The organism is Psychrobacter coccoides, from assembly GCF_017498085.1.
Classification (GTDB): domain Bacteria; phylum Pseudomonadota; class Gammaproteobacteria; order Pseudomonadales; family Moraxellaceae; genus Psychrobacter; species Psychrobacter coccoides.
On the sequence record NZ_JAGBKM010000021.1, the window covers coordinates 30835 to 52232 of the forward strand.

Here is a 21398-nt window from a genome sequence, read left to right on the forward strand (position 1 = left end):
TCTAATAAAAATAGGGAAAGACCATATGAACAATAAAACCTATCTTATCATCGGCGGGACTGGTGGTATTGGTCGAGCCATGGTGCAGCAGCTGATACAGGCAACGGCCAATGAACGGGGCAATATTCGGGTATTCGCCACCTATCATAGAGGCGTGCCTGACTTTGAGGCGGATAATTTGCATTGGCTACAGATGGATGTCAGTAATGAGAGCAGCATCACGCAAGCTGTCGATGCTATCAAACAACAAGAGGCGCATCTGGATTGGGTCATCAACTGTGTGGGGCTGCTGCATACTGAATCTACCCAGCCAGAAAAAGCCCTGCGGCAAGTGGATACAGAGTTTTTTTTACAAAACATGCAAATCAATGCCTTAGCAGGGCTACTGATAGCCAAACACATCAGACCATTACTGGCCAAAGCAGAACGTAGCGCTGATCACCCTGCAATATTTGCCACCATATCAGCACGAGTAGGTAGTATCAGTGATAATAGGCTTGGCGGCTGGTATAGCTATCGTATGAGTAAAGCGGCGCTGAACATGGGTATGAAAAACTTAAGCATAGAATGGGAGCGCTCACTAAAAAACGTCTGTGTCGTGGTCATGCAACCGGGTACAGTGAATACTCAGTTATCAGCGCCATTTCAAGGCAATGTGACAAAAGGGCAGTTATTCTCGCCTGCTTATAGTGCAGAGTGCTTATTGGCAGTGTTATCAAACATGACCGCTGCCCAATCTGGTGGTTTTATCGATTGGGCAGGGGACCCTATACCTTGGTAACCTATGCGCTATATGATTGAGCTATAGTAATGTCTCTAGCTGTCTTAGCTACCTTAATTAATAACCAATAAATCCATAAACTCATTAACAGGCGTTTGCTCTAGTCGAGCGTGGTCATGGCACAGCTCAATGATCTCAGCACAGCGACTCTCGATAAAACGAGTGGCCAAACTGGCTGCAAATTTGGCCTTGAGCACCGGAATCCCTTCGTCACGGCGACGTTTATGGCCGATAGGGTACTCCACAGCGACTTTATCAGTGCTGCTGCCGTCTTTAAAAAAGATCTGAATGGCATTGGCAATCGAGCGTTTGCTTGGGTCGTGATAATCTGCTGAATAACGCTTGTCTTCTTCTACGACCATTTTACGGCGCAGCTCGTCGATAGATAAATGCTGTTTATGGTAGTCGTCCTCGTAGTTTTCTGCCATCAGATCTCCTGTCAATAAGGGCACAGCGACCATATATTGTAAACAATGATCACGATCGGCAGGGTTATTTAGCGCCCCTTCTTTTGAGATAATACGAATGGCAGAATCATGCGTGGTCAGGACGATTTTTTCGATATCATCGATTCTGTCTTCAATACGAGGGTGCAAAATCACTGCAGCCTCACAAGCCGTTTGGGCATGAAACTCAGCAGGAAAGCTGAGTTTAAATAGAATGTTTTCCATCACATAAGTGCCAAAGTCGCGCTGGAATCTAAAGCGGCGCTCGTTTTCAGGTTTGAGTGCTAGATCTTTATTGGTATGGCTAAACAGCACATCATAAAAACCCCATTGCGTCGCCGTTAAAACGCCAGGTATGCCCATCTCGCCGCGACAGGTAATATCAACCAAGCGCACCGCACGACTGGTCGCATCGCCCGCTGCCCATGATTTACGGCTACCGGCATTGGGCGCATGACGATAGGTACGCAGGGCTTGGCCATCGACAAGAGCTTGGGAGATCGCCGCCATGATACGCTCTCGTGGCAATTCATATAGCTTTGCAACGACTGCAGTCGAGGCGAGCTTGACTAAAAACACATGATCAAGACCCACACGATTAAAGGAGTTTTCCAGCGCCAACACGCCTTGAATCTCATGTGCCATGATCATAGCTTCAAGCACTGCCTTCATCGTCAGTGGGGCGCGGTTTTGACTGATGTTTTGTTGACTGATGTAATCTGCTACCGCCAAGATGCCACCCAAGTTGTCTGAGGGATGACCCCACTCAGCAGCAAGCCAGGTATCATTATAATCTAGCCAGCGCACCATGCAGCCAATATCGAATGCTGCCTTAATAGGATCTAATCTATGAGAGGTACCCGGTACTCGTGCACCATTGGGCGTTACTTGATCTGCACAGTCAGGACCAAGATGTTTGGTGCATTCTGGAAAACGCAAGGCCAGCAAGCCGCAGCCCAATGTATCCATTAGGCAATAGCGAGCGGTGTTCCATGCTTCAGTGCTGTTAGGGGAGTCTTCATCAATAGAATAATTGAGGACGTAATCGGCGATTTTTTGAATCTCATCGTCGTACTCTGGACGGACGTTGCTTTCAACATTAGACATAGTCAATACCTCTTCCTTAAGTGTGCTGCTTTTGACCATTGACCATAAAGGTCATGATTCAAAAGTAACATACTCGGTAGGCAACAACAGTGACATCATGTAAAAGCCATTTAGGCAAAACTATTTGGGCGTTAAGTCATCAAATAAATCAATCCAGCGACAAACATCAGGCTTAATAGCAGCAGTAGCACACTCAAAATCTGAGTAACAACGCTTGCACCTTGAGATTCAGCTGGTTTTTTCCGCCTTACTTTGGTTTTTTTTAGGGGCGGCAACACCATGGTGACATGCTCGATATTATCCTCTAAATAGTATGCGCCCTCAGGGACAAAGCCCAACGACTGATAAAAATCGAGCAAATAAGTTTGAGCAGAGATAATAATGGGTTTTTTGCCATACTTTTTACGGCTGTGTTTGATAGCGTGGGTCATGAGTTGTCTGGCCACACCTTCGCCCCTATGAGCGCTCAATACCAACACTCTTCCAATAGCAGGCATTGAGTATGACGGGTACTCTAAAGATTTTTTAGGGTTGAATTCAGGTCCGATGATGCGGCAATAACCCACCAAGGCTTCATTTTGATGAGCGATGAGGTGCAGACAATCAAAGTCCACCTCGTCCATATCTTGATAAGCGCAGTTTTGCTCCACGACAAAGACTTGCGAGCGGGCTTTTAAGATATGGTAAAGATCAACTGAGGTCAGCTCATCGAAGGTTTTTACGGAAAATTCACACGTCATAGTTACCACGTCACAGTTACAATATCTCAGTACTTTTAGTCACCACAGCCGCTCAGTTGAGTAACATAAGCACCTGTTTAGTTTGATAAACGGTTTTTGTTGATGCTCACTTTGCTTGCATAAGGGCTAATGCCTTTGTCCATAATTTTTACCGCTTCTTTATCAATATCTTGCCCAAAATGACTGAATGCATTTTTATCGCCCAGCATCAGACTTTGCCAGTTACTCATCCATTGATTGCCTAGAGCCAGCTGTGAGGCTATGATTTGCGAGCCAATATCGCCAATCGACTCTATAAACGCCATCTCCTTTTCCACTATCATGCTTTCAATCTCTTGTTGCTGCATATTCGAGTTCATAGGAGCGGTAGCAATTTTCCAGATACGAGTGGTCATGACTTGAGGGATGGCTAAAAGCATATCCAAGGTTTTTTGCTGTAGTCTTAAAGCAGGTGCTGACAGTATAGGTAATGAAAAATCCGGTGCAGAAAAGTCGATCATAAGTGTCTCATTTTTATGGTAAATAAGGCATTTTACTCTGCTTAAAGTAATTAGCAACCGTATAAGCGTATTTAGAATGACTCAGAGGCGCAAATACTGACCCATTCTAGACATTTATGCCTGCTTAATGATTTAGGGTTTGACTGATTTTATCTAGGTTCAAACTGTCCGACATGGCATTGAATATCTCATAGTACTTACCATGATTGGCATACAGCGCCTCGTGTGTGCCGGTCTCTACAACATGACCGTCTTCTACCACCACCAAATCATCAGCGTCAATAATTTGTGAGATATTGTGTGAGACAATGATGACGGTACGGTCTTTTTTGATCAAATCTAGACTTTGCTTAATCTGCTGCGTGGCAATGGCATCAAGGCTGGCTGTGGGCTCATCCAAAAACACAATCGGTGGGTCTTTTAAGAACATACGTGCCAGCGCAATACGCTGCTGTTGACCGCCAGAGAGCTGCTTGGCTTCACTACCGTAACCTTCGGGCATACCTAAGATTTGCTCATGGACTGAGGCTTTTTTGGCTGCTGCTATCATCTCCTCGTCAGTGGCATCCATGGCGCCATACCGAATATTGTCAGCGATCGTACCCGAGAAAATATGGTTGTTTTGCAGTACCAATCCAATCTGCTCACGCAGGCTCTGAGTACTGTACTCTTCTAAATCACGACCATCTAAACAAATCGTGCCGCTGCTGGGGTCATAAAACTTAACCAATAAGTTAATGATGGTGCTTTTACCCGCACCGCTTAATCCGACCAAAGCGGTAATGCGATTGGGATAAATATTAAAGCTCACATCTTTAAGAGCCTGTTTGCCGTTAGGGTAGGAAAAGTTAACATTTTTTAGCTCGATATGACCCTTTAAGTCGGTGCATTCGACTTTACCTTCGCTCTCAATCGCCTGGTCGTCATCTAAGATATCAAAAAACCCTTCGGCATAGGTCAATGCATTATTGATTTGATCGTAAATACGGTGTAATTCACGAATAGGGGCAGCGACGTTTTGAAACAGTAAGATATGAAACATAATGGCACCGATGGTCATCTGTCCATTGAGTACAAAATAGGCGGTCAGAATAATAATCACCACTACGCCGATTTGTTCAATAAAGCTTTTGCCAGCGTTGTACATAAAGGCGATACTGCGAATACGCAGCTGGTTGGCGGTCATGTCTTTTTGGATGTCCCAATGTTTGTCAGACTCAATCGGCTCACGCACAAAGGATTTGATCACGGTAATAGAGTCAATAATTGAGATAACCAGCCCGCTTTTAGTCTCACGATACCCGCGCATTTGCTTACGAAACCCTTGCAGACGGTTGGCTTGTTTTTGACTGACCACAAAGTAAATCGGCACGATAATAAGGCCAACCATACCGACCCAAAAGTTGGCATTAAACATAATGATTAAGGACACGATGGCACTGGCAAACAGCGGCAGCATGTCAATAAAGAAGTTTTGCACCAGTTGCGTCAGGCTGCTCACACCTAAGTCAATACGGGTTTGTAGCTTACCGCTGGCGTTTTCATCACTGGTATAAAACGCCATTTTATAAGACAAGATGCGTTCGACAACTTTTTGGGAGAGATCACGTGATAAGTTGATACGGATACGCTCACCAAAATAACGCTGACCAAAAGTGATAAAAACGTTTAGTACTTCTTTTACTAATAAAACGCTACTAATGAGTAGCAGCAAGTTTAAACCTGCCGCCCACGGATCAGGCAAGCTCACGATATTGGTCAACGTGTCAATGGTATATTGCAGTACAAAAGCGTTCACCTGTGCGGTAAACGACCCAAGTACCGTCAGTATAAGAGTCAGTATAAATAGTCCGCGATAGGGTCTGGCAAACTCGCTCAGTCTTTTGAGGATAGACCACAGCAGAAGACCACGATCCTTTGGTTTAGAGGGTGGTTTTAAATCAAGCGGAACACGTTTTGGAGGTGAGGCCATGATCTATACTTATCATTGATTGTCTTTAAGGTTTGGCAAATCTAGCCATTTTGCTTGTGGATAATGAGCGGCCAAATGTCGCTGTAAAAACAACCGGGTATCGTCCGTAATCTGCTCATCAACTGAAGCTTGCTTATGCTGCGGTTCTGCCACGCCTTCTCCTTGCCAATGGTTGTAAACCAAAGTATGTAGTGGGATATTGCGCTGCTTTAGAGCCTCTAAACTCAATAAAGTGTGATTGATACTTCCAAGCCTGCCAGACGTCACGAGGACCACCGGATAGCCCTGCTCAGCAATATAATCGATAATCAGTACATCCTCGGTAATAGGTACCATCAATCCACCAGCACCTTCGAGTAACACAGTATCATAAGTAGCGAGTAATATTTGGGTGGCCTCAGTGATTTTGTCGACATCAATGACACACCCTTCTAACTTAGAAGCCAGATGCGGTGAAGCAGGGACAGCAAACACATATGGACAAGTTGTGATATTGGTATCTACTTTTTGTAGAGGCAACGCCATCATCTGTCGATGTTTTAGTAGGTCAGCTGCAATCCCTGTACACCCTGTTTGCACCAGCTTTTGGGTAATGACAGTGCTGGCGTTATCAGGGTTCTTTTGTTGCAACAACTTGGCCAGATATCCTGTCGCATAGGTTTTACCAATGTCAGTATCGATACCTGTAATAAACAGTACGGTCATTATATTGACTCAAAATATTCAGTTAAAACAGTCATGAGACGCTCACAAAGCATGGTGACTTCATCGTCAGTCATGATGATTGGTGGCATGATGTACACCAGCTTTCCAAAAGGCCTTATCCATACTTTATGCTTGACCAATAATTGCTGAAAGCAAGTCATATCAACAGGATCATACAATTCCACCACCCCGATAGCCCCCAAAGTGCGTACGTCCTTGATGGCTGAGTGAGTGATCAACTTACTTAAATGCGCTCTGAGTAATGTCTGTATATGCCGCGCTCGTGCAGGGTAGTCACCCTCGATCAGCAACTGCAAAGAAGCGTTTGCGACAGCGCATGCAAGCGGGTTGCCCATAAATGTTGGGCCATGCATCAAGGCAGGATAGTCACTATTGGCAATAACCTCAGCCACATGACGCTGACACAAGGTCGCTGCAAATGTCATATAACCACCTGTCAACGCCTTTCCAACCGTCATAATGTCAGGAGTGATATCTGCGTGTTGACAGGCAAACATAGATCCTGTGCGTCCAAAGCCTGTGGCGATTTCATCGGCAATTAAAAGCACCTCGTATTTATCACATAAATCACGCAGTAGTCGTAAATACTCCTGACTATAAAAGCGCATACCACCTGCACCTTGCACAATTGGCTCAATAATAAACGCCGCCATTTGACTGTAATGAGTGTCAAAGAAATGAATCAGCTTTTCTTTATCACTGTCAGAGAGGGGCTTATCAAAGCCATCAGAAGGGGCGTCGGTAAACAGCTGCACGGGTAACTGCTGACCATAGATGCTATGCATGCCATTTTTGGGGTCACAGATGCTCATGGCATGCCAGGTATCACCGTAGTAGCCTGAACGTGTGGTGGCAATTTGCTTACGGTTGGTGTGAGTGCCACCCAATTGGTATTGTAGTGCCATTTTTAATGCCACTTCGACTGCAATACTACCACTGTCAGCATAAAAAATAGCGTCTAAGCCGTTAGGCACTATAGACAACAACGTTTTACCCAATTCAATGGCCGGCGGGTGCGTCAGTCCGCCAAACATAACGTGAGCCATCTTATTCAATTGACTCGATACCGCCTTATTTAAAGTTGGGTGGTTGTAACCATGTACCGCCGCCCACCAAGACGACATACCATCTATCAGTGCCTCGCCTGACTGAGTATACAGATAGACGCCTTCTGCACGTTCGATGACTAAATTTGGGTAAGTGGGTGGTAGGCTAGTATAAGGGTGCCAAAGATGATGCTCATCAAATGATTTGGCAGATAAAGAGGTTTGATATGTTGTCATCAGTTACTCTACGTCCAGGGGTTTATTGATCTGAACAGCTTTGAGACGGTAACCTAAAATCTAGCACAGCCCCAAAATATATTGTATGAGGCACTATGGTAGGAGTTAGCCTTAAGCTTGTCCAGCCTTTTGTCTTGGCAGTAAAAAGCGCTTATTTAAAAATAAGCGCTTTTAGAACAAACCGCCTGTCATGATGCTTTAAAATGCGTCCGCTGGCACAAAAACTTCACCAACCATAATACGACGCGCCGAGCGGCTCATCGAGACTTTTTTGGCTTGCCAGCGACCATCGATTTGTTCGGTCTTACCACCGACAAGTAATGTCCCTGATGGATGACCAAAACGAACCTCTGATAGCTCGCCAGCACCTGCCGCTTGGTTTACAATCGTTCCTTGCGTGGTTGCCGCTGCCGCAATGGCGACTGCCGCCGTACCCATCATGGCATGATGCAGCTGTCCCATGCTCATCGCTCGTACGACTAGATCAATGTCCGTTGCCTTAACTTCTTTGCCACTGGATGAGGTGTAGCTTTGCGCCGACGCCACCCAAGCAATCTTAGGGATATGTTGGCTGCTTTGCGCTTCAGACTCATCTGTAAACAATCCCATCGCCACGCCGCCACGGGCACGAATTTTTTCCAACTTAGCTAAGGTCTCACTATCACTGTTGATATCGCCTTGCAGCTCTGTACCTGTAAACCCTAAGTCTTCTGCTTTCATAAAGATGGTGGGGATACCTGCGCTGATAAAGGTCGCTTTGATGCTGTCTTTATCGAGGCCACAACCTGAGACATCAAAGTCATCGACGAGGTTATTGGTCGGGAACATATCACTGGAGGAGTCTACTGGGTCAATGAACTCAATCTTGACCTCAGCAGCAGGGAAGGTGACGCCATCTAATTCAAAATCACCGGTTTCTTGCACTTGTACCTTGCCATTTTCATCTTTGTATACAGGTACATGGGCAATGATGGTCTTGCCGATATTTTCTTGCCAGATGCGCACTTCACAACTACCGCTATCGACACCCTCATCAATACTATTGGCCACCTTATCCGCATCGACCAAGCCCATATTAATCGCACAAGCGCCCACCGCAGCAGTTAAGTTGCCACAGTTACCCGCCCAATCAATCATCGGTTTGGCGATATTGACTTGTCCAAATAGATAATTAACGTCATGATCAGCTTGCGATGCTTTAGACAAAATCACCGTCTTTGAGGTGCTGGAGCTGCCATTACCTAAGCCGTCGATTTGCTTACCATAAGGGTCGGGGCTACCAATGACACGCAGTAAAAATTTATCGCGTGCTGAGCCTGCCACTTGGCAACGCTCGGGTAGATCAGATAATTTAAAGAAAGTCCCCTTTGAGGTACCGCCACGCATATAGGTAGCAGGGACGGAGATTTGCGGGGCGAATTTTGGTTTTGATTGGGTGGCTTGGGTCATTACTAGGAGTCCTTAATATAATTATGATTTGATTATGTATTATTGGTAATATAAATAGGAATAAAGTAGCTAAAGATAGAGGTCATCATGGATAGAGACAATAAGCCTAGCGAAAGATCAGCTAAAATTAAGCAGATTATGCAAGACAATCCTGATTTGTCTTATGAGTTTGTGCGTCAGTTGTTGATTGCTCAAGCAGAAGTTACTGCTGGTCATGTTGAGACTTTTGAGTTTGAGTAAATTAAGATTTTGATTTTTCAGTGTTTCACTTAATTAATGCACCATTCAAAGAATTCTCTGATTTCACCTAAATCTGCCACACAGTCTTCAACCCTTTCCATACTCAATCTTTGTCTATATTGAAGCCATTCTCCATTTGTCTTAGTACTCAAGCATAGATGCGGCTCTATAGCACCTTTGGACCAAACCCAAATAGAATGGTTCTTCATACTCTTTCTTATATCATTAATATGAATAGCTGCATTACTTTCGATAGCCATTAACTCGTAAATATCGCTTGCTTTAAAATCCTTACATTTACATGGCAATCTATCTTTCAATTTAAAATTATGTGTTGGTTGTATGTTTTCTATAATGGTTAAACATGATTCTATAGATGGATCTGTCCTATCTATCAGGTTTTGTTTTATTGCACCTGTAAAAGCAAAATCTAAATCAGCTAGAGCTTTAGTAGCTATTCCCATCTTATTAAGTATTTCTATCATTTTAGGAATATTATTCACTCCTTCTGCAATTACTAGAGCTAATTTATGCTCCCCTAAAGTTTTACCAGTTACACTATTAAAAAGAGCTGGTAGAACCATTTTTTCTGTAGCTCCTTCAGCAATCAAAACCTTATCAGAAAACAAGATTTGACCAAGGTTATAGGTGTCAAATAGCAGTCTAGCTTGTGAGTCATTATCATTTAAAGTTTGTTCCAGAGCTTCTTTTAATCTTGTTGTTACAACAGTTCCTTTATTATTTTTCCTAATGATATTAGTAGTAGGTATATCAGATTGTTCAATCATATAAGGCGAGTGTGTAGAGAATACAACTTGATAACCCTGAGCAGAAAGGATTTTTAGCGAAGAGCGTAATAACTCAATAGCTTGTGGATGCAGAAATAACTCTGGTTCATCAATCAAAAGTATATTCGTCTTTCCTCTTTTATCAACCTCTTTTGTGGTCTCTGCTAAATGCCTTATTAATGTCATTTGAATAGCCCGCTGTGAGCCATGACCCATATCTATAAAATCAGATTGTCTTTGAATCCCAGACTCACTTACTTTAATTGTTCCTTGCTTGAACAAATCTGAAATATTCGGAGTAGGAATGTCTATATTTAGCGACAAACCTGGGAAGAAGTCTTCTATTTTTTCATTAATAGATAAATCAAAATCACCCAGCTCATTAAGTCTTTCGCTACCAGTTAAACTGAGTTTTTTACCTACTACATTGAGAGCAGAGTTTATTTCATCTGCCTTAGAGGCAACAATTTCTTTTTGTAGATGAACAATTAATTTACCTATTGTATTACTTGCTTTGAATTTAGATACATCTTCTGCTGAGTCTTCCATAGAGTTAATGAAAGTTGGCTCAGGAAATAACGTCGTTATTGCTTGTGGTAAGCCATTAGGGTTTACCCAAGAACCATTTCCTTGTTCAGAAGGTTTTTGTATACCCATTTCAACAGACTTAGTACTTGTGCCAGGTTTTTGCTGAAAGAATCGAACCATTAATGAACCGTCTTCAATATACGGCTTAAGGCTGGTTACCTGTTGAGAACTTAAATGAGATAAAGAGTGTTCATCAAGACCTTCTAATAAAGCAATAATTTCAAGAGGTTTATTTTCATTAAAAAAACTCGCTCCATTTTGCCCTTTTCCTCTGACTAAGGTCTCGATACACTTTAAGATGTTAGATTTTCCAGCATTGTTATAACCAACTAAAGGCGTATAGTTTTCAAGTGTTATAGTTGTATCTTGACAAGATCTATAATTTCTTATTTGTAACTGTTTTATCTTATGCATCTCAACACCTAGCTTTATAAGTTGAACTCAGTATTCAATTGTAGAAACAAAATAGTATATTATAAACAACAAAAAATAACATTATGAACCTTAACAAAAATCTGTTCCTTTTAAAGAATACTACTGAGCTTCACCTCGCCAGCCCGATACTGCGCAATAGACTTAGCCAAATGCGCCGAGTTCTCAGGCGACTTCAATAAGTAGAGTGTCTCTATCAAACTATTGTAATAATTAAGCGACATGACGACCGCATCATCACTATTTTGACGCTTTATGCAGACTATATCAGCATCATTCATGGTGTCTAAAACACTTTTGAAGTCCTTATTAGCTTCTGTAAAACTGACAATTTTCATGATAATTCTCTTTTTTAATCTAAGATTAAGACTTACATTATCAATTACAAAAAACCGATGCCATATCTCTATACAACATCGGTCGTTTTACCTTTTAACTTATAATCTCAAATACTTGATTGGCTATTTAAGCCACTTCACCCGCCAAAAACTCTTTGGCAAAACGCTGCAGCATACCGCCAGAGTTGTACATTTTCACCTCATCAGCGGTATCTAAACGGCAGATGACCGGCGTTTTATCAACGCTGCCGTCTTTACGATGGATAACTAATGTCATATCGCCACCAGCGGAGACATCCCCTTCAAGATCAAACACTTCACTGCCATCGATGTTTAAAGTGTTACGGTTGGTGCCTTCTTTAAACTGTACGGGAAGGGCGCCCATGCCGACGAGGTTTTGGCGGTGGATACGCTCAAAGTCTTCTGCGACGACGACTTCCACGCCAGCCAGGCGCACGCCCTTGGCCGCCCAGTCACGGCTAGAGCCTTGACCATAGCCGTCACCTGCGATGATGATCAGCGGCTGTTCACGATTCATATATGTCTCGATCGCTTCCCACATACGCATCACTTCGCCTTCAGGTTCCACACGAGCCAGCGATCCTTGAATGACGTTGCCGTCTTCGTCACGTACCATCTCGTTAAGCAGCTTCGGGTTGGCAAAGGTGGCACGTTGGGCGGTTAGGTGATCACCACGGTGGGTGGCGTACGAGTTATAGTCTTCTTCAGGTAGCCCCATCGTATCCAAATACTCACCCGCCGCACTATCACTCATAATGGCATTAGACGGTGACATATGATCGGTGGTGATATTGTCTCCAAGTACCGCTAATGGACGCATGCCAGACAGCTTGTTTTTTGCTGCCATAGCGCCTTCCCAGTACGGTGGACGGCGGATATAAGTGCTCATCTCACGCCAATCGTACTGCGGATCGATGACCGACGCTTCATTACGGCCGGCTTGCGCCTTGGCCTCATCAAACATCGGGATATAGACTTGGTTGAACTGCTCAGGCTTCACAGCTGCCTCTACAATGGCGTCCACCTCCGCATCATCAAACCAGATGTCTTTTAAGTAGACATCATTGCCATCTTGGTCTTTACCCAGTGCGTCTTTTTCGATATCAAAGCGGATATTACCTGCAATAGCGTAAGCCACAACCAATGGCGGTGAGGCAAGGAACGCTTGCTTGGCATACGGATGGATACGACCATCAAAGTTACGGTTACCCGACAGCACAGCGGTACTAAACAAATCACGGTCGATGATTTCTTGCTGGATATCTGGGTCTAACGCACCACTCATGCCATTACAAGTGGTACAGGCAAAGGCAACGACATCAAAGCCTAGTTTTTGTAGCTCTGGTAGCAACTCTGCTTCTTCTAAATACAGCTTAACGGTCTTAGAGCCTGGAGCAAGTGAGGACTTCACCCAAGGTTTACGCACGAGACCCTTTTCGACGGCGTTACGAGCAACAATACCGGCCGCCACCATGTTACGGGGGTTTGAGGTGTTGGTACAGCTGGTAATAGCGGCAATAATGACAGCACCATCTGGCATGAGGCCATCTTCTGGCTCAGGCTGTTTTTGATCAGCGCCATGAGCGATGCCCTCCTTAACCAAGTCAGTCGTCGAGACGCGCGCATGCGGGCGTGAAGGGCCAGCGATGTTACGCACGACTTTTGACAAATCAAAGCGCAGTACACGGTCATATTCTGCATCTACCATGCCATCAGCCCACAGACCAACTTGCTTGGCATAAGCTTCAACGATTTTGATTTGTTGCTCGCTGCGACCTGTTAGACGCAAATAATCAATGGTTTGCTCATCGATAGAGAACATCGCAGCCGTGGCACCGTATTCAGGGGTCATATTAGAGATAGAGGCACGGTCACCAACGGTTAGATTACGGGCACCTTCACCAAAAAACTCAAGATAAGACGACACCACGCCTTCCTCACGTAAAAACTCGGTCATGGCCAGTACCAAATCGGTACCGGTAATGCCTTCTTGTAATTTGCCAGTTAATTCAACACCAATGATATCTGGCAGGCGCATGTAAGAGGGGTTGCCCAGCATCACGCTTTCGGCCTCTAGTCCACCAACACCGATTGAAATCACACCCAGCGCATCGACCATTGGCGTGTGGCTGTCAGTGCCGACTAGGGTGTCAGGGAAGGCAACAGCATCGCCGTCTTGGTCAGCGACGACTTGTACCACTGGTGACATTTTTTCTAGATTGATTTGGTGCATGATACCGTTGCCGGGTGGTACGACGTTGACGTTATCAAAGGCGTACTGACACCAGTTAATAAAGTGAAAACGGTCTTCGTTACGGCGCTCTTCGATGGCACGGTTTTTTTCAAACGCATCTTCTTCAAAACCAGCATGCTCAACGGCTAGTGAGTGATCAACGATCAACTGCGTCGGTACGATAGGGTTTACTTTGGACGGGTCACCACCTTCTGCTGCGATGGCATCACGTAGCCCTGCTAAGTCGACAAATGCGGTCTGTCCTAAGATATCGTGACAGACCACACGGGCAGGGTACCAAGGAAAGTCGATGTCTTGCTTACGGTAGATATGCTGTGATAGCGCTTCTGTTAAGTCTTCTGGCGGGCAACGGCGTAATAAGTTTTCGCACAGTACTTTTGAGCTAAACGGCAGCTTGGCATAAGCGCCAGGCTCAATCTCATTGACCGCTTGTTCGACATCAAAATAATGCAAATCGGTACTGCTGTTATCAAAAGCTGGCAATGGCTTTTTGTACTTTTCGTTCATGGTTTGCGGATTAACTTGCGTTAAAGGCTGCTTGCTGTCATCGCTCATGGCGTGCTTTCCTTTATAAGTAGGGTGGTATAGTGAGTTGAACTGTATTTAATTAAGTTAAAGGTATAAAAAGGTATACATATGATTCATTTAGCAAAATTTATTATTGATAGTAAATTTTGCTAAATAAATGTTGCGGCTGTTTTAGAAAGCGATAGGGCATGCCATACACACCCTATCTAGTCAGTCAAAAAACACAATCAATTAACCACGCTCAGCGATAGGCGGAACCTCTCTTGGCTCCTCACCGATATACTCTGCACTTGGGCGAATGATACGGTTGTTGGCACGTTGCTCAAACACATGCGCCGCCCAACCTGTCAGACGTGAGCAGACAAAGATCGGCGTAAACAGCTTGGTTGGGATACCCATGAAGTTGTAGGTTGACGCATGGAAAAAGTCAGCGTTACAGAACAGTTTCTTTTCACGCCACATCACCTCTTCACAGCGTACCGATACGGGATAAAGCACCGTATCGCCCACATCTTCTGCAAGCTTCTCTGCCCATTCTTTAATAATGACGTTACGGGGATCAGATTCGCTGTAGATGGCATGACCAAAGCCCATGATTTTGTCTTTGCGCTCAAGCATCGCCATCATCTCGGCTTCTGCTTCGTCAGGCGATTTGAAGTCTTGAATCATGTCCATTGCTGCTTCATTTGCACCGCCATGCAAGTTGCCACGTAGTGAGCCGATGGCGCCTGTGATACAAGAATGAATGTCAGATAGGGTAGAGGCGCACACTCGTGCAGTAAAGGTTGAGGCATTGAACTCATGCTCTGCGTATAAGATAAGCGACACGTTCATCACACGCTCGTGCAGCTCATTAGGCTTCTTGCCTTTAAGCAGATGTAAGAAGTGACCCCCGATGGTATCGTCATCAGTTTCGGTTTCGATGCGCACGTTATCGTGGCTAAAACGATACCAATAATTGATAATCGAAGGGAATACTGCCAGCATACGATCGGTTTTGTCGTTTTGCTGATCAAAGTCCGTTTCCATCTCCAGATTACCGAGCATTGAGCAACCGGTGCGCAGTACATCCATAGGATGAGCGTCCTTTGGAATGCGCTCAAGCACGTCTTTTAGCGCTTGTGGCAAGCCACGCAGTTTTTTGAGCTTGGCTTGATAGGCATCTAGCTCGCTTTGGGTTGGCAAGTGACCATAAAGTAGCAAGTGCGCCACTTCTTCGAATACACATTGCTCCGCCAAATCTTTGACATCATAGCCACGATAAGTCAGACCTGAGCCCGACTTTCCGACGGTTGATAATGACGTCTTACCTGCAACTTGACCACGTAGTCCTGCGCCTGTTAATTGTTTGCCTGCTGCCATAATTAAATTCCTTTTGTTGGTAGCGTGTTGTTTACTGCTTGGTGTGTTGAAACGGGGTTCCTATAAAACCACTGAGTGAGAGAATAAGCTTATACCTTACTTACCTCTCAACTTAGTGCTTACTTATTGTCAGCAAATAGCTTGTCTAGAGTCTGCTCAAATTCATGGTAGTTTAGGAAGTCATAGAGCTCCATGCGGGTTTGCATGGTGTCAACGACATTCTCTTGCGTGCCATCAGACAGTATGTGTTGATAAACGTTTAAAGCGGCTTTGTTCATCGCACGAAAGGCGGATAAAGGATAGAGCACCATATCGACACCGACGCCATATAACTGCTCAGTTGTATATAGATCTGTTTGACCAAACTCAGTCATATTGGCCAGTACAGGAATATCTAGTACGTCGGTAAACTTACGATACATCTCGATATCGGTCAAAGCTTCTGCAAAGATCATATCGGCACCTGCTTCTTGGAAGGCAACAGCGCGCTCTACAGCAGCGTCCAACCCTTCGACCGATAACGCATCCGTACGTGCCATTATCACAAAATCAGGATCAGTCTTGGCATCAAGCGCTGCTTTTAGGCGATCCACCATCTCTGCGATACTAACGATTTCTTTGTTGGGGCGATGACCACAGCGCTTTTGCGCCACCTGATCTTCGATATGTACCGCTGCCACGCCTGCTTTTTCCATCTTTCTGACAGTTTGGCTGATGTTAAAAGCGCCGCCCCAACCCGTATCGATATCGACCAATAGCGGAGTATCTACAGCATCAGTGATACGGCGAGTATCCTCGAGCACATTATCCAGACTGGTCATACCTAAATCTGGCAGACCAAATGAGGCGTTTGCCACACCGCCACCAGACAGGTAGATGGCTTTGTGACCGACTTGGGTCGCCATCATGGCGGTATAGGCATTGATGGTGCCGACAATCTGTAAGGGCAGGTTATTATCGTTTTGTTGTTTCATTGCACTGCGAAAGCGAGCGCCAGCTGATGTGGTCATGTAAAAGTCCTTGCGTAGGGAGAGTAGGTAGATAAAAGAATCCGTAATTAGCTATATCGCTGCTGTTATTTTTATAACTGTACTCAATTAACGGATAATTAATTGAACCTTAGTTGACTTAGAGTATACATAATTACCTTGATATGGAAGAGGTGATTGCGCTCTATTTATAATTTATAATTAACAATGAAGTTATAAATACTAATATTATTTGTATAATAAATACCTATATACAGTAATCTAATGATTTATTCTTTGCATTATTCATTTTTATCAAAAATTATTCGTCAGCCCTTGTTTTTAGAAATATTTGGTTACATTTATTTTAAATATTGTTTCGTTAAGCCTTAAAAAACCCCTTATCGCTGTAGCAATAAGGGGCTTGAGTTAATCTTCATTAGGATGTTGAATACTTACCCAAACATGCCAGCGAGATTGCCTAAGAATAATAGTGTAAAGGCTGCTAAGAACAATAATCCAGCTATCGAGTAGGCGTTCATAGCAAACGACAGTTTCTTATGGTTTTTTACCAAGGTGTAGTTGAGCCAACCAAAAATAGGCGCTGAGACAAAGGCTGATATCATGGCAAACTTAAGCATAGCGCCTAGCTGTCCGGTAAAGAAAGTGATAATCACCAACCCGCCACCAATGGCGTAGGTTGTCCAAAAAGCAATCTGCTTTTTATTGATTTCGCTTTGCCCTTTAATCAAACGCCAGCACTCTGAGTTGGCACGGCCATAACCGTCTGCACAGGTAATGGTGGTGCCAAACATACACATAAAAGCAACGAAGGCGACGAGTAGACGTGACCACTCACCGATAGTATCGGTATACATACTGATCAGCTGAGCAATGTACGCACCGCCAACCAACTCGATTTCTTGACCTGATCCATACTGTACAAAGACGCCCAGTGCTAAGAAAAACAAGGCCAAAATAGCAGACACCAAAAACCCAACGTTGAAATCAAGTAGGCCTTGACGATGGGTGGTGTGATCGGTTTTGACTTTAGCGGACGTCCACATCGAGGTAATGGCGGCGAACTCAAGCGGCGCAGGCATCCAGCCCATAAGCGCTACAATAAACCCAAGTGTGGCCATATTCCATGGTGAAACAGCCACAAAATCTGCTGCCATAACGGTCGGCTTGCCCGCCGCAATCACCACAGCGGCAAGGGTGGCGGCAGTCAATGCAATCATGATCCATTTGGTCACGCCATCTAGCAGCTTATAGCGGCCTGCAATCAAAAACACCCAAGACACTGAGACAATGATTAAAGACAGACTGATCGTCGACAGCTCAATGGAGGCTGGTAACATAAACCCTAAAATAACGGCTGCAATCAAGGAGACTGCACCGGTACTAATGACAGCCGACAGCATGGATAAGATAAAGTATATCCATAAATAGGCTTTTGAACGTTTGGCATAACCTGCAATCAGACTCTCACCGGTCTCATAAACGTAGTCTGTACCGAAACGAAAAAAAGGATATTTAACAACGTTGGCCAAAATAATCATAATCGCCAACTGCCAGCCATATAGCGCACCTGCTTGGGTTGATGAAATCAGATGCGAGCCGCCGATGGCAGCAGTCGCCATCAAGATGCCTGGGCCAAATATACGCCAACTAAAGCCCTCTGGTGACGCCTTGGTACTGGCATTTTTATTCAATGATTGTGTGCTCATAACGACCTCAATGTATATTTAATCGGCTCTCACTACCTTGTGATGAGCTACTTGTAAGCAAATGTAAAACAACAAGGCAGACTTTAGCATAACTCTACAGCCCTGCGACAATAATTATTCTGATAAATGGGAATATAAGGCATTTACTCAAAATGCTGCTGGCGATAGGTAATACCCTTCTGCTCATAGACTTGGTAAATGGCGCTGAGTAAGTTTGGTGTGTGAGGATGGATAAAGTCTTTGAGCGTATGCAAGTAAATAGGGGAGGTGGCGTTTTCATGAATCAGGCGCTGATAGCTTATCTGCTCAGTACGCACCGTTTTTAGGCTGGCGGGCACGAGTGTAATCCCTTCACCGGCAGCGACTAAACCCAACGCCACTTGCAAATCGCTCACCTCAGTGGTCATTAGTGGTGTAATGCCATATTGAGCAAACAAGTGTAATAGAGGCTCAGTGACAGGCTCATCTTGGCTGTTAGCAGTGGTCGTAGACACGGGCAGGTGAGTTTGATGATACAAAATCAGCCGATTGTCTGCCAAATCTATCAAGCGCTGCTTTTTAATATTGGCCAAGGGATGTGCTTTTGGCAAGGCCACTAAATAGCGTTCATGACGCAACAAAATCTGCTGTATCCAGGCATCTTGATGCGCAAAACGGCCAAAACCGATATCAATCTCGCCAGACTTTAGTGCTTCGATTTGTTGATAAGAGCTGATGTCTTTTAGATTCACTGCGATGTCGGGGTTTTGCTGTTTTAAAGTCGCAATAATATCTGGCAAATGTCCATAAAGCACCGAAGGCACAAAACCAATGTTAAGTGCCGTATTGGGTGTCGATAAACGCTGGGTCATAGTGGTGATATTGTTGAGCTCTATCAGGACTGAGCTGACCTTGTCATAAAAAAACTGCCCCGCCTCTGTCAGCTGCAAGGGCCGATTGTAACGATCCACCAGCGCCACATTCATATCAGTTTCTAGTTGTTTAATTTGCCGACTGAGACTGGGCTGTGACAGGCCTATGGCTTTTGCTGCAGCGCTAAAGCTGCGTAATTCGGCAACGGCAACAAAGGCATTGAGTTGTTTTAAATCCATATCAGCTTCCCTCTTTTGTGGCCGGTTTTGCTCAAACGATAAAATCAAGGAGGGGTACTATGCGATAAAACCGTTTATCGGTCAATTGTATTACTCATCCCAACATCTGTTGCTTATTATCAAATACCAGTACCATAATGTAAACTTAGCGTCTATATAGAGCGCATTGAATATTTGCAGACAGTCACAGAGCGCATTGACAGGGTCTACACCATACAAAAGTGAAAAACAGTCCCTTGACTTTATTTGGTTATGCGAATCAATCTGGTATTACCCTATGAAAAACTCAAACCATAATATAAGCAGCCGCGATAAAGGATCCGTACCACCCGATGATGACCTTAAACTAAATATTAATGAGCGTAGCCTGAGCGTCTATGAACGCTATCTTAAACAGATAATGCAGGATAGCACTCAAGACCCCAACGCTGATAGTAGCAACCTATCACGTACTCATGATAGCCGTACCAATCACGCCAGCACGTCTTTACAAGACCATCAAACATCACCAAAAAAGGACAGGCCAAGCAGCAGTGTCAAGCTACTGCTGATAATGGGTGTTTTTTGTGCGGCGCTACTGATTGGGGTTATCGTGGTTATTTTAAACGCCACTGGTGTCTTGGTGTCTTTAACAGATCGATTGGTTTCCAATCCCCCCCAAATAGTCAGTACAAGCAGCAATAACGACTCAGTCATCAATAGTACAGTAAATGACAACGAATCAGCAGCAACACACAATAAAGACACAGACAGTACCGATATACCAGCCAATATAACAGTTGAGAACTCTAGCAGCTCGGATGAAGCAGCCACTGAGGTCATGCCAGCCAACGCCAGTGTAAAAACAACCATAGCGCCAAATAATATGACCAAAGTCTATGCAGAAAAACGCAGCGCTGGTACTGAAAACTATAAACCTGTACATACTGAGTCTAAAATGATGATAAGAACTCAAACATTGACCCTGCCAGAACCAAAAAGTAATGTTGAACCTAAACCAGGTTCTGAGTCAGACCATAGTGAGTATGACATTAGCTTTGATGACTTCAAAGAAGAGGCGCAAGTTGTCATATACCGTGAGACTTCAGAGTAGTGCTTTTGCATCCCTGCTTAACCCTCTTTGCCAATATAGGGCATCTTGATTCATATCCTGCCCTATAAACACAATATCCCTAGCTCCAGAGCTGCTTTTCTCTGCGGGCAGGATCTCAGGTTGCTGCATAACCTTACGTACCGATTGCAGCAATAGCGGTCCTTCATCCGTATGCAGGACGCCCTTAACACGCAATATCTTGTCACCTCGAGCATGTAGTAACGCTGAGAGCCAAACCGTGAACTCCACCCAGTCTATTTTTTTAGGAATCGGCAGTGACACCACAGTCGTTGATGCTCCAACATTAGCGAGCGTTGATTGGTAGATTTCGGTCGGCGCTGGTAGCGCAGGTACAGAGCTTTCGACACCAAATGCGGATAATGAGATAAGTGCAGCTGGATTGATCTTGCCGATGGTCGATACAAGATTTGATAAGGACTGCTCAGATACTTCCTCTGATTTTGCAATAACAATACGATCAGCTGATAGTACTTGCTGACGACATAGGGCATCAGTCTTTAGCGCCACCTGAAAATGTAGCGCATCAACCATAATGATGGTTTTTTTTAGCACAAAATGATAGATCAAAACAGGGTGCTCGCTGATAGTGACGATGATGTCTTCGGGATCAGCCAGACCACTGGTTTCTATGATGAGTGCATCTGGAGTATTGATGGCGTCTGTTTTTGTATGGGTTCTAGACTCTGCAACCTCCAACAATGCCGATATCAGCTCTTCTTTGCCTTTTGAGATGCCGGCGGTTCCGGTCAAAACCTTGACACTCATCGCCTCACCTAACAGTAAGTCGTCAACGGGTTGCTGGGCGGCTTCTTGGGTAAAGACCTGCGCATTGCCATATGTCTTAGTAAAAAGGGCATGACGTAGCCATGTGGTCTTACCTGAACCCAGATAGCCACTTAATAGCACAATATCAAGCCGGTTGTCTGATGAGGTCTGCATC

General features: G+C 44.5%; 18 protein-coding genes. 3 read left to right on the forward strand and 15 right to left on the reverse strand.

What is annotated here, in order from left to right:
* Window positions 1-25 precede the first annotated feature (25 nt).
* Window positions 26-781, forward strand: coding sequence for an SDR family oxidoreductase (locus tag J3492_RS10795; protein WP_207992060.1), 756 nt, complete (start codon window positions 26-28; stop codon window positions 779-781).
* Between the two features lie 53 nt (window positions 782-834).
* Here J3492_RS10795 and J3492_RS10800 read toward each other — a convergent pair whose 3' ends face one another.
* The 7 genes from J3492_RS10800 to prpF form a co-directional block, all read right to left on the reverse strand.
* On the reverse strand, window positions 835-2334 hold the full coding sequence (locus J3492_RS10800; protein WP_207992061.1) for a bifunctional 2-methylcitrate dehydratase/aconitate hydratase: 1500 nt from the start codon (window positions 2332-2334) through the stop codon (window positions 835-837).
* Between the two features lie 131 nt (window positions 2335-2465).
* Entirely contained in the window at window positions 2466-3074 is a 609-nt protein-coding gene (locus tag J3492_RS10805) for a GNAT family N-acetyltransferase (RefSeq protein WP_207992062.1), read from the reverse strand.
* Between the two features lie 77 nt (window positions 3075-3151).
* Window positions 3152-3574, reverse strand: a complete 423-nt coding sequence (locus J3492_RS10810; RefSeq protein ID WP_207992063.1) for a hypothetical protein — start codon at window positions 3572-3574, stop codon at window positions 3152-3154.
* A gap of 124 nt (window positions 3575-3698) precedes the next feature.
* The gene (locus J3492_RS10815; protein ID WP_207992064.1) at window positions 3699-5546 is read right to left on the reverse strand and encodes an ABC transporter ATP-binding protein; all 1848 of its coding nucleotides are present in this window, start codon (window positions 5544-5546) and stop codon (window positions 3699-3701) included.
* A gap of 12 nt (window positions 5547-5558) precedes the next feature.
* Window positions 5559-6251 carry a dethiobiotin synthase gene (gene bioD / locus J3492_RS10820; protein WP_207992065.1) on the reverse strand — a complete coding sequence of 231 codons (693 nt, stop codon included), beginning with the start codon at window positions 6249-6251 and terminating at the stop codon, window positions 5559-5561.
* Window positions 6251-7555 carry an adenosylmethionine--8-amino-7-oxononanoate transaminase gene (bioA, locus tag J3492_RS10825; RefSeq protein WP_207992066.1) on the reverse strand — a complete coding sequence of 435 codons (1305 nt, stop codon included), beginning with the start codon at window positions 7553-7555 and terminating at the stop codon, window positions 6251-6253. Before bioA ends, bioD begins: the two co-directional genes overlap by 1 nt.
* A 198-nt stretch (window positions 7556-7753) precedes the next feature.
* On the reverse strand, window positions 7754-9004 hold the full coding sequence (gene prpF, locus J3492_RS10830) for a 2-methylaconitate cis-trans isomerase PrpF (protein WP_207992067.1): 1251 nt from the start codon (window positions 9002-9004) through the stop codon (window positions 7754-7756).
* A gap of 87 nt (window positions 9005-9091) precedes the next feature.
* Here prpF and J3492_RS10835 point away from each other — a divergent pair, with 87 nt between their 5' ends.
* Window positions 9092-9244: a hypothetical protein gene (locus tag J3492_RS10835; protein WP_207992089.1), complete on the forward strand. Its 153-nt coding sequence runs from the start codon at window positions 9092-9094 to the stop codon at window positions 9242-9244.
* Between the two features lie 29 nt (window positions 9245-9273).
* On the opposite strand, the gene J3492_RS10840 is transcribed toward J3492_RS10835, so the two are convergent.
* The 7 genes from J3492_RS10840 to J3492_RS10870 all read right to left on the reverse strand — a co-directional run bounded on the left by J3492_RS10840 (window position 9274) and on the right by J3492_RS10870 (window position 19344).
* Window positions 9274-11034 carry an ATP-dependent nuclease gene (locus J3492_RS10840; protein ID WP_207992068.1) on the reverse strand — a complete coding sequence of 587 codons (1761 nt, stop codon included), beginning with the start codon at window positions 11032-11034 and terminating at the stop codon, window positions 9274-9276.
* Window positions 11035-11144: 110 nt separating this feature from the next.
* Window positions 11145-11390 carry a type II toxin-antitoxin system Phd/YefM family antitoxin gene (locus J3492_RS10845; protein ID WP_207992069.1) on the reverse strand — a complete coding sequence of 82 codons (246 nt, stop codon included), beginning with the start codon at window positions 11388-11390 and terminating at the stop codon, window positions 11145-11147.
* A 127-nt stretch (window positions 11391-11517) separates the two neighbouring features.
* Window positions 11518-14172: a Fe/S-dependent 2-methylisocitrate dehydratase AcnD gene (gene acnD, locus J3492_RS10850; RefSeq protein ID WP_207992087.1), complete on the reverse strand. Its 2655-nt coding sequence runs from the start codon at window positions 14170-14172 to the stop codon at window positions 11518-11520.
* Between the two features lie 252 nt (window positions 14173-14424).
* Window positions 14425-15555, reverse strand: coding sequence for a bifunctional 2-methylcitrate synthase/citrate synthase (gene prpC, locus J3492_RS10855; protein WP_207992070.1), 1131 nt, complete (start codon window positions 15553-15555; stop codon window positions 14425-14427).
* A gap of 119 nt (window positions 15556-15674) precedes the next feature.
* Complete coding sequence (gene prpB / locus J3492_RS10860; RefSeq protein ID WP_207992071.1) at window positions 15675-16565, reverse strand: methylisocitrate lyase; 891 nt, start codon at window positions 16563-16565, stop codon at window positions 15675-15677.
* A 413-nt stretch (window positions 16566-16978) separates the two neighbouring features.
* Window positions 16979-18253: an NRAMP family divalent metal transporter gene (locus tag J3492_RS10865; RefSeq protein WP_207992072.1), complete on the reverse strand. Its 1275-nt coding sequence runs from the start codon at window positions 18251-18253 to the stop codon at window positions 16979-16981.
* A 143-nt stretch (window positions 18254-18396) separates the two neighbouring features.
* A complete protein-coding gene (locus J3492_RS10870) occupies window positions 18397-19344 on the reverse strand; it encodes a LysR family transcriptional regulator (RefSeq protein WP_207992073.1) in 948 nt (315 codons plus the stop codon).
* A 277-nt stretch (window positions 19345-19621) separates the two neighbouring features.
* Here J3492_RS10870 and J3492_RS10875 point away from each other — a divergent pair, with 277 nt between their 5' ends.
* Window positions 19622-20437, forward strand: coding sequence for a hypothetical protein (locus J3492_RS10875; protein ID WP_207992074.1), 816 nt, complete (start codon window positions 19622-19624; stop codon window positions 20435-20437).
* Here J3492_RS10875 and J3492_RS10880 read toward each other — a convergent pair.
* Window positions 20429-21397 carry a CobW family GTP-binding protein gene (locus tag J3492_RS10880; RefSeq protein WP_207992075.1) on the reverse strand — a complete coding sequence of 323 codons (969 nt, stop codon included), beginning with the start codon at window positions 21395-21397 and terminating at the stop codon, window positions 20429-20431. The two genes, J3492_RS10875 and J3492_RS10880, sit on opposite strands and share 9 nt — an antisense overlap.
* Window position 21398 lies beyond the last annotated feature (1 nt).